This window comes from Halorubrum halodurans (assembly GCF_002252985.1).
In the GTDB taxonomy this organism is placed as follows: Archaea; Halobacteriota; Halobacteria; order Halobacteriales; family Haloferacaceae; genus Halorubrum; species Halorubrum halodurans.
In genome coordinates this window covers 1-7,464 of sequence record NZ_NHPJ01000102.1, presented here as the reverse complement: position 1 = coordinate 7,464, position 7,464 = coordinate 1, and the positions used below count along the sequence as shown (strand labels likewise).

Here is a 7,464-nt window from a genome sequence, read left to right as displayed (position 1 = left end):
CGCGAGGGCGAAGCACGGCGACGGAAGCACCGCAGGAACGAGCGAAGCGAGTGACGAGGAGCACAGCGAGCCGCGCGAGCCCTCGCGACTGGGGCTTTGGCGGTGTTCTCCGTAGGAGCAACGACGTATAACCCCGACTCCGACGGGACGCGCCGCTCACGGGTATCGCTTCACCTCTCGCGAAAAGGACCGCAAACCGCAGTAGGGAACCGAGCCGGACTTACAGAAGCCCCGTCTTCTGGAGCTTCATCAGGTCCTCGGTGTCGAGGGTCTCGCCCTCCTTGAACTTCTGGTAGATCTCCTCGGCCTCCTCCTTCTCCTCCTCGCGCTTCTCGGCGCGCTCGTCCTTCCGCTCTTCCTCCTCCTTCTTGTCGAGCTCGCGCAGTCGCTTCTGGACGCGGACGAAGTCCTCGTGGTGGCGGTCCGCCGCCTCCTGGGCCTCGACGAAGAGCTCGTGCATCTCGTCGGCCTCGTCGCGGATGTCGTCGGCCTCGCGGTAGGCCTCGATCATCTGGTTGTGGTGCTCCTGGGCCTTGTCCGCGAGCTCCGTCACCTTCTGGTGGTGTTTCGACGCCTCGGAGCGGACCTCCTCGGCCTCCTCGACGAGCTCGTCGAGCTCGCTCGTGTCGTCGATCTTCTCCTTCTTCTCGGCGAGCTTCTCGCGTTTGTCGTCGATCTTCTCGATGAGCTCGCGCTCGTCCTCAGCGTCGAGGACCTCCGTCTGCTGGCGGAACTCGAGCTCCTCGATCTCCTCTTTGAGCTCCTCGATGGACTTGCCGGAGCCGAGCTCCATGTCGCCTTTGAGCTCCTCGACCTCGTCGAACAGTTCGTTCGCCTTCGCGTTGAGCTCGTTGCGCTTGTCCTTGTGCTCCTGGACCTGCTCGTTGAGCTCGTCGCGCTTCTCGCGGTGCTGTTGGGCCTCGTCGACCTTCTCTCGGGTCTTGGCGTTGAGGTCGTCGCGGTTCGACGCTCGCTCGGAGGCCATCTGGTTCAGCTCGTTGCGTCGGTCGCGCAGCTGGCCGGCGCGCTTGATGAGCTGCCCCTTGGAGCCGTTCTCGAGGTCGTCCTCGGAAAGGTCCACGTTGTCCGCGTCGTTCATCGGCTCGATGTCGTACTGTTCGATGACTTCGTCTTTCGTTACCATTTTTTGATCACTCCATCACCGCTCCGGAGATAGCGACCGCTCGCCGTCGTGCGTTGGGCCGTCGGCAAGAACTCCCGTTCATTTCAGCGTGCGATCCACCAGCGCCGGAGGCGTTCTGGTGTCTCAACGTACCGCAGGCCGACATATAAATACTTCGGTGGAATCGTGTGAAAGTCGGTAGCACGGGGCGTGTACCGCCCGATCTTGGGAACCTCCCACGTGGGTCGTGCGGGTCGGTGACGGGTACGAGTCGGGCGCGAGTCGAGTCGAACGGGGGAGAGCTGAGCGTGAGTTGAGTCGAGCGCGACTCGTTCCGTTCACGAGCGCTCTCCCACGTCGTACGAGAGCACGACGCCGTCGTCGAGCCGCTCGATCCCGGTCAGATCCAGCCGCGGGAACGCTTCGATGAACCCCTCGCCGTCGGCCAGCGTCGGCGCGTCGCGTCCGCCCACGACGAGCGACCCGACGTACACCTGGAGCTCGTCGACGATCCCGGCCGCGAAACACGAGTAGATCACCTCGCCGCCCCCCTCCACCATCAGCCGGCCGACGCCCGCGTCCTCGAGCGCGTCCGTGGCCTCGCGAAGGTCGACGCGTTCCTCGCCGGCGACGATCACTTCCGCACCGGCGTCGGACAGTTCCTCGCGGCGCTCGGGGGTCGCCGCCGCCGACACGAGCAGGTAGGTGGTCGCCGCGTCGTCGAGGATCCGCGCGTCCGTCGGCGTCCGGCCCGTCGAGTCGACGACGACGCGCGCGGGGTCGCCCGGCCGGCCGTTCCGCAGCCGCTCGACGCGGCGCGCCTCCTCGTCGAGCGTCAGGTGCGGGTCGTCGGCGAGGACGGTCCCGACGCCGACCAACACCGCGTCGGCGGCCGCCCGGATCCGGTCCACCCGGTCGAAGTCCTCCTCGCCCGAGATCCGGAGCTGCTCCCGGCGGCGCGTCGAGAGCTTCCCGTCGACGCTCTGGGCCGCGTTGACGACGACGTACATACGCGCCGGTGGGGCGGGCGTCGAATGGTCGTTTCGGTCCGGCGCGTCGCGGTCGATCCGGCCGACGCGTCGCGAGCGATCCGTCCCGTCACCAGATATATTCGGCGCAGTCTCCAACGACGCTCATGAGGGTCTCCACCCTTCTCGTCGTGCTCGGCGTGCTCCTGTTCGTGCTCCCGCTGCCCGGAACGTTCGTCGTCGGCGCGCTCGCCGTCCTCGCGGGGGTGGTCGCCCGCCTGCTCGGCGCGTGACCCGACACGGTTTTCTCGCCGGTCGCCGACGCTCCGCCCGTGTCCGATCCGACCGCACACCACGCCGGGATCACCGTCTCGAACCTCGATCGCGCCGTCGCCTTCTACACCGACGTCTTCGACCTCGAGGTCGTCGCCGACTTTTCCGTCGGCGGGGAGGCGTTCGCAGACGCCGTCGACGTCGCCGGCGCGTCCGCCTCCTTCGCGCACCTCGCGGCCGACGGGATCCGCGTCGAACTCGTCGAGTACGACCCCGAAGGAGAGCCGATGCCGGCGCGCTCGCTCGACCGGCCGGGCGCGACCCACCTCGGACTCTCCGTCGACGACGTGGACGCCTTCCACGGCGACCTCGCGGACGACGTGGAGACGCTGAGCGGGCCGCGGACGACCGAGAGCGGGACGACGATCCTGTTCGTTCGCGACCCCGACGGGAACCTGATCGAGGTGCTCGACGCCTGAGCCGATCGGCCGTTGGAGGATCGGCGTCCGGTTCGCGGGGCTCTTACAGCACCTTCGTGCCGGGCTCCGCGTCCTCGTGGGTGGTGAGGAGGTCGGCCTGCTCGCCGGCGGCGAGCACCATCCCGTTCGACTCCACGCCGAACAGGTCCGCCTTCTCCATGTTGGCGAGCACGACGACCTTCGTCCCCGGCAACTCCTCGACCGCGTGGAGCCCCTTCAGCCCCGCGACGATGGTGCGCGTCTCCACGCCGAGGTCGACGCGGAGCTTCAGGAGGTCGTCGGCTCCCTCGATCTCCGCTGCCTCCTCGATCCGCCCGACGCGGACGTCGAGGTCCTGGAACTGCTCGAAGCTGATGCGGTCGTCGCTGATGGGGTCGATGTCGGTCATGTCGGTGTCCTCGGTGTCGTCTTCGTCGTCCTGATCATCACTCGATCCGTCCGCGTCGTCGCTCGCCTCGTCGTCCTCCTCGTCGGCTTCCGCCTCGGCGACGCGCGACTCCAGTTTCGCGTTCAGCTCCTCGACGCGGTCGTCCTCGACCTTCTCGAAGAGCTCGGTCGGCTCGGAGAGGTCGCCCTCGGGCTCCTCGCTCGCGGCCGCGACGGTGACCTCGTGGACGGAGCCGTCCTCGCCGAGCTGGTCCCACAGCCGCTCGCACTTCTCGGGGGCGATCGGCTCGAAGAGCACCGCGATCGCCTTCGCGATCGCGACGCAGTCGTGGATCACCCGCGCGGCCGCCTCGGGCTCGTCGTCGACGAGCTTCCACGGCTCGTTGTGCTGGATGTACTCGTTGCCGAAGCGCGCGAGGTCGGTCACGGCGTCGCCGAGCGCCCGCACCGAGTAGTCGTTGACGGCGGCCTCGACGTCGGCGACCGCCTCGCCGATCCGGTCGGCCACCTCCTCGCTCGTCGCGTCCGCGACCGGGGCGTCCTCGTAGTTGCGGTGCGCGAAGAGCAGCGACCGGTAGAGAAAGTTGCCGACCGTGCCCACGAGTTCGGTGTTCACGCGGTCGCGGAACTTCTCCCACGAGAAGTCCACGTCCTGTTGGAACCCGCCGTTCGTCGCGAGGTAGTAGCGCAAGGGATCGGGGTGAAATCCCTCCTCGAGGTACTCGTCCGCCCAGACCGCGCGGTCGCGGCTGGTCGAGAACCCCTTGCCGCCGAGCGTGACGAAGCCGCTCGCCATCACCGCCCGCGGCTCCGCGTGCCCGGTCGCCTCCAGCATGGCGGGCCAGAAGATCGTGTGGTGCTGGATGATGTCGCGGCCGATCACGTGGACGATCTCGCCGCCCTCGGGATGGTCCGGGTCCGCGCCCTCCTTCCAGGCCGCCTCCCAGTCGAAGGCGTCCGCGCCGACGCGATCCGTGTACTGTTTCGTCGAGGAGACGTACTCGATCGGGGCGTCGACCCAGACGTAGAGGACGAGGTCCTGGGAGTCGGCGGCTTCGCCGCCTTCCCGAGGCGACTCCGTCGCCTCGCCGCCCGGCATGTCGATCCCCCAGTCCATGTCGCGGGTGATACACCAGTCCTGGAGCCCCTGTTCGATCCACTCGCGGGGCTGGTTCCGGGCGTTCGAGGTCCCCTCGAGACGGTCGAGGAACCCGGAGAGGTACTCCGAGAACGCCGAGACCTCGAAGAACTTGTGGGTGCGCTCGCGGTACTCGGCGGGATTCCCCGAGATGGTCGAGACCGGGTCCTCGACCTCGCCCGGCTCGAGGTGGCGCTGGCAGCCCTCGTCGCACTCGTCGCCGCGGGCGTGCGCGCCGCAGTACGGGCAGGTCCCCTCGACGTAGCGGTCCGGGAGGAACTGGTCGTCGACGGGGTCGTACGCGACCATGATCTCCTTCTCGTACAGGTGGCCGGCCGCGTCGAGGTCGCGGACGAGCTCCTGTGTCGTTTCGGTGTTCGTCTCGTCGTGGGTGTGGCCGTAGTTGTCGAAGTCGACGTTGAACTTCGGGAACGTCTCGGCGTATCGCTCGTGCCAGTCGAGCGCGAAGTCCTCGGGGGAGACGCCCGCCTGCTCGGCGTTGACCGCGACGGGCGTTCCGTGCATGTCCGAGCCCGAGACGAACGCGGTCTCCTGGCCGAGCCGCTCGAGCGCGCGGGCGTAGACGTCGCCGCCGACGTAGGTGCGGAGGTGCCCGATGTGGAGGTCGCCGTTGGCGTACGGCAGTCCACAGGTCACCACCGCCGGATGATCGGTGGGGAAGTCGTCGTGGCTCATCGTGTGTCGTGTCTCGTGGATACGCGCCAAAAGCCCGCTGGTTTCCGGGTACGAGCCCGCCGCTGACGACGACTCCGTGTTCCCGTCCCTACAGCAGCTCCCGGACGATCCGCGCCGCCTCCGGCGCGGTCGGCGCGAGGACGTACACGATCGGCTCGACGCCGACCGCGCCGGTCTGATAGCAGACGAGCGTCCCGTCGTCCGCCGACCCCTCGGCGTTTTCGGGGTCGGCGGCGGCCGCGACCGCCTCCACGACCGCCTCGCGCGTCCCCCGCTCCGCGTCGAACTCGACGGTCGGATGCGACTCGGCGAGCGTCGCGACGAGGTCGGGGTCGTACCGGACGTTGACCGCGCCGCGGGCCGACGCGCCCGCCTCGCGGGCGGCGAGGAGCACCGTGGCGACGTGCTCGCTCACGCCGAACTCCGGCTCGCCGGGCACCATCGCACGCCCCTTCACGTCGACGAGCCGGCCGGGGACGGCCGCCACGTCGTCGACGGAGCCCCCGTCGGGGAGACACTCGACGACGTTCGCCCCGACGTTCGGGATGAGTCCCGCGAACCCGGAGGCGTTCGTCAGGGTCCGGAGCCCGCGCCGGACCGACGCGAGGACGGCCTCGCGCTCGCGGAGCCCGCTGTCCGGGTCGTGGACGGAGAACTCCACGTCGGCCGCCGCGAGCGCCGGCATCGCGTCCTCGTGAAGCTCCGCGAGGAGGTCGCCCTCCTCCAGCCGCCGGATCAGCACCTCGATCTCGACGAGCGCCGCCACGGGCGAGAGGTCGCCCGCGGCCAGCCCCTCTCCGACCCGGTCGACGAGGTCGCGGACCCGCTCGTCGGCGACGATCCGATCGTGGCGGGCCACGTCGCCGTGGGCGTACTTCGAGACGGCCGACTGGGAGATGCCGAGCGCGTCGGCGACCTCCCGCTGGGTGAACCCGCGCTCGCGGAGGTCCTCGGCGAGCATCGAGCGCACGGTCGGCAGGAACTCGTCGACGACGACCTCCTCGATGAACTTCATCGCTCCTTCCCTCCCGTGTCGGGCTCGCCACCGAACTCCGGATCGGACCCGATCCGGGACGCCTGCGGGCCGTCCTGGTCCTGGTACTTCGAGCCACGCTCGCTGCCGTACGGGCGGTCGGCGGCCGATTTCAGCTCGGTGAAGGTGAGCTGTGAGACGCGCATCCCCGGCGAGAGCGCGACCGGCGCGGTGCCGAGGTTCGAGAGTTCGAGCGTGATCTGGCCCTTGTAGCCGGGGTCACAGAGCCCCGCGGTCGCGTGGACGACGATCGCGAGCCGCCCGAGCGACGACCGCCCCTCGACGTGCGCGACGAGGTCGTCGGGGATCTCGACGCGCTCGGTCGTCGTCCCGAGCACGAAGTCGCCGGGGTGGAGGATGAACTCCTCGCCCTCCGGCACGGTGGTCTCCGTGACGTACTCGCCGACCTCGTCGGCGTCGGTGGGGTGGATACAGGGGATGTTGGTGCGCTGGAACTCCAGGAAGCGCTCGCCGAGCCGGAGGTCGACGCTCGCGGGCTGGACCTGCTGGTCGACGTCCGCGAGCGGCTCGATGGCGAGGTCCCCGGCCGCGAGGCGGTCGAGGATGTCCGAATCCGACAGGATCATGCCGGGAGAGGGAGGGGCGCGACCTAAAGAGTCCCGGAAACCGTCGGAAACCCTCGTCGGAGGCCGCCGTCGGGAAGTCCGGCCGACTCCTCACTCCTCGTGCGGCTGGACCACGACGAACCCCTCCGAGCCCGTGAACTCCATCTGGACGGACTCGCCGGAGGTCTGCCCGAACTCGAACGTCTTGTTGATCGACACCGACGGCGAGAGGTCGCTGCTCCAGGCGACCGTCGCGTCCGGGTCGGTGAAGACCGGCGGCTCCAACACGGCCGGGTCGCCGTGCGTGGAGATCGCGACCTGTCCCGGCCCGGTGAGGTAGACGTTCGTCAGCCCGCCCGCGGCCGCCTCCGAGACGCTGCCGATCGTGTCGATCTCGTAGTCGACGGAGGACTCGAAGGCGAGCACGTCGTTGCCGCTGACGGAGATCGACTCGCCGGCGTCGAGATCGAGTATCCGCACCTTCTTGCTCTGCTCGGCGACGTAGAGGTAGCCGCTGCCCTCCGCCTCCATCACCGGCGTCCCCTCGTTGCTCACCGCGTCCTTGAGGAAGCCGGTCACGCCGCCCTCGGCGGAGGCCTTGCCGGTGAACGTCACGTCGCCGGTGTACGCCACCATCGAGCCGGCCTTCACCGTCACGGTCCCGTCGAGCGGGATCCCGAGCAGCCGGTTGTTCTCCTTTCGAAACTCGTCACCGTCGCGTTCTGGCGCGCTCGTGCGCGCGAACTCGTCCAGATCCATGGGAACCAAGCGTCGCGGGGACGACGCGGTCGAACTCGTCGA

Annotated in this window: 8 protein-coding genes; 2 read left to right on the top strand and 6 right to left on the bottom strand. The window is 69.1% G+C overall.

The window, feature by feature from the left end; translation table 11 throughout:
- Positions 1-220: 220 nt before the first annotated feature.
- Together DJ70_RS11630 and DJ70_RS11625 are read right to left on the bottom strand one after the other, a co-directional pair.
- Positions 221-1,144: a coiled-coil protein gene (locus DJ70_RS11630; protein WP_094533195.1), complete on the bottom strand. Its 924-nt coding sequence runs from the start codon at positions 1,142-1,144 to the stop codon at positions 221-223.
- A 317-nt stretch (positions 1,145-1,461) separates the two neighbouring features.
- Positions 1,462-2,133 (bottom strand): 2,5-diamino-6-(ribosylamino)-4(3H)-pyrimidinone 5'-phosphate reductase, encoded by a 672-nt coding sequence (locus DJ70_RS11625; protein ID WP_094533193.1) that lies wholly within the window; start codon positions 2,131-2,133, stop codon positions 1,462-1,464.
- Between the two features lie 125 nt (positions 2,134-2,258).
- On the opposite strand from DJ70_RS11625, the gene DJ70_RS17945 reads away from it, so the two are divergent.
- Together DJ70_RS17945 and DJ70_RS11620 are read left to right on the top strand one after the other, a co-directional pair.
- Positions 2,259-2,384: a hypothetical protein gene (locus DJ70_RS17945; protein ID WP_269799188.1), complete on the top strand. Its 126-nt coding sequence runs from the start codon at positions 2,259-2,261 to the stop codon at positions 2,382-2,384.
- A gap of 39 nt (positions 2,385-2,423) precedes the next feature.
- Positions 2,424-2,843 carry a VOC family protein gene (locus DJ70_RS11620; RefSeq protein ID WP_094533191.1) on the top strand — a complete coding sequence of 140 codons (420 nt, stop codon included), beginning with the start codon at positions 2,424-2,426 and terminating at the stop codon, positions 2,841-2,843.
- A 43-nt stretch (positions 2,844-2,886) separates the two neighbouring features.
- On the opposite strand, the gene metG is transcribed toward DJ70_RS11620, so the two are convergent.
- The 4 genes from metG to DJ70_RS11600 all read right to left on the bottom strand — a co-directional run bounded on the left by metG (position 2,887) and on the right by DJ70_RS11600 (position 7,422).
- Complete coding sequence (gene metG, locus DJ70_RS11615) at positions 2,887-5,064, bottom strand: methionine--tRNA ligase (protein WP_094533189.1); 2,178 nt, start codon at positions 5,062-5,064, stop codon at positions 2,887-2,889.
- Between the two features lie 88 nt (positions 5,065-5,152).
- Positions 5,153-6,079 (bottom strand): thiamine-phosphate synthase family protein, encoded by a 927-nt coding sequence (locus DJ70_RS11610; protein WP_094533187.1) that lies wholly within the window; start codon positions 6,077-6,079, stop codon positions 5,153-5,155.
- Entirely contained in the window at positions 6,076-6,684 is a 609-nt protein-coding gene (gene dcd / locus DJ70_RS11605) for a dCTP deaminase (RefSeq protein ID WP_094533185.1), read from the bottom strand. The genes DJ70_RS11610 and dcd overlap by 4 nt, the downstream gene beginning before the upstream one ends.
- 90 nt (positions 6,685-6,774) lie before the next feature.
- Entirely contained in the window at positions 6,775-7,422 is a 648-nt protein-coding gene (locus DJ70_RS11600) for an AIM24 family protein (protein WP_094533183.1), read from the bottom strand.
- Positions 7,423-7,464 lie beyond the last annotated feature (42 nt).